At 60.9% G+C, this 1,333-nt stretch carries 2 protein-coding genes and 1 pseudogene; 2 read left to right on the top strand and 1 reads right to left on the bottom strand.

Annotated elements, in window-relative coordinates:
- Positions 1-163 precede the first annotated feature (163 nt).
- On the top strand, positions 164-772 hold the full coding sequence (locus NKI72_RS35015) for an IS5 family transposase (RefSeq protein ID WP_352852254.1): 609 nt from the start codon (positions 164-166) through the stop codon (positions 770-772).
- Positions 773-779: 7 nt separating this feature from the next.
- Positions 780-902: pseudogene (locus tag NKI72_RS35010) on the top strand (transposase); the annotation flags it as partial.
- Here NKI72_RS35010 and NKI72_RS35005 read toward each other — a convergent pair.
- Positions 890-1,333 (bottom strand): NAD(P)H-dependent flavin oxidoreductase (locus tag NKI72_RS35005; protein ID WP_502909015.1); only part of this gene is annotated, 444 nt, incomplete at its 5' end. The pseudogene NKI72_RS35010 and the gene NKI72_RS35005 sit on opposite strands and share 13 nt — an antisense overlap.

Below are 1,333 nucleotides of genomic sequence, written 5' to 3'. Positions count from 1 at the left end.
GGTGTGGTCTCCGGGAAATGGTTCGGATCGGCTTAAGCAACCAAATCCTACGTTTTTCAACGGCTTGCGCCACATCCACCAACCCCCATGAATTTTTCAGGCTAGGATCCGGACCCATAAAGGGATTCCACTGACGGTGGTTTTATGAGTATCGCGATTATTTCTGGCTGACGGAGGGAGCAGGTTTCGCGGCCGCAGGCGCTGCTGCCAACCGACACGCGCGGCAAGCCAAGAGTATGACCGCCGAGCGATTGGCGGCATCGTCCATGTCCTCAAGTCCGGCGGCCGCTGGGTCGATGCCCCGCAAGTCTACGGGCCGAGAAAGACGCTCTACAATCGCTTTGTCCGATGGGCTGCCAAAGGCGTTTGGGTCGACATCTTCCACGCCCTGGCCTCGGCTGGCGGTCCTCCGGCTGAGGTCCTGATCGACCTCTTCGGCCGTGAAGGCGCATCGCTGCGCTTCTGGCGGCACAGGGGGGAGCAAAATCAGGCGATCGGCCGGTCGCGCGGTGGGCGAACCACGAAGATCCACGCCCTGACCGATGGCCTGTGCCGCCCGATCGCTTTCCTCTTGACCGGTGGCCAGGTCGCCGATTGCAGCGCCGGAGATTTGCTTCTGGAGCAGATGCCCAAGAGCCCGATCCTGCACGCCGACAAGGACTATGATACCAATGCCATTCGCCACAGGTCTAGGCTAAAGCGGCGATGCCGAACATTCCGCCGAAGCCAACCGGCGCTGGAAGAACTGCTTCTCCCCGTTCCTCTACCGTGATCGCAACGCCATCGAGCGCATGTTCGGACGGCTCAAGGATTTGCGCCGCATCGCCACCAGATACGATCGATCGGCCACGAACTTCCTCGCTGCCGTCTGCCTAGCCGCTACGGTCAGTTACTGGCTGTGACAGTTGTCCTCGACAAACAGAAGCGAACTTGCGCCCTGAAGCAGGGTGATCGCTTCAGAAACGGTGCGAAGGAGTATGTCACTCGCCGGCTCGATGTCGTGGATGAGGCCGGCGGCCTCACCAATCATGATCGCGGCTATTGTGGGATCGCCGCTTGCCCACGCTTCCCGGTAGGCAGCGGACTGCGCGTCAATGTCGGCAAGGAGATGGGCCTCATTGCCGTGCCAGGCTTCCGTAAAAGCATTCTTCCGAACGCGCAGTGAAAACCGCGATGGCCAATCCAGGCGGCGCGCTAGGTCCATCACCGAGGTTCGAACCGTGTCGTCTCCGGTCGCGGCAAGGGCAGCCTGGTGCAGATTTGGATGAACGAGAGCCTCCAACGAGGCCCAGAAACGTGATCCCATCACGACGCCATCAGCGCCAAGCATCAG

Origin of the sequence: Mesorhizobium sp. M0437, assembly GCF_040321335.1 — a bacterium.
In the GTDB taxonomy this organism is placed as follows: domain Bacteria; phylum Pseudomonadota; class Alphaproteobacteria; order Rhizobiales; family Rhizobiaceae; genus Mesorhizobium.
This window is presented reverse-complemented; position numbering and strand designations above follow the sequence as displayed.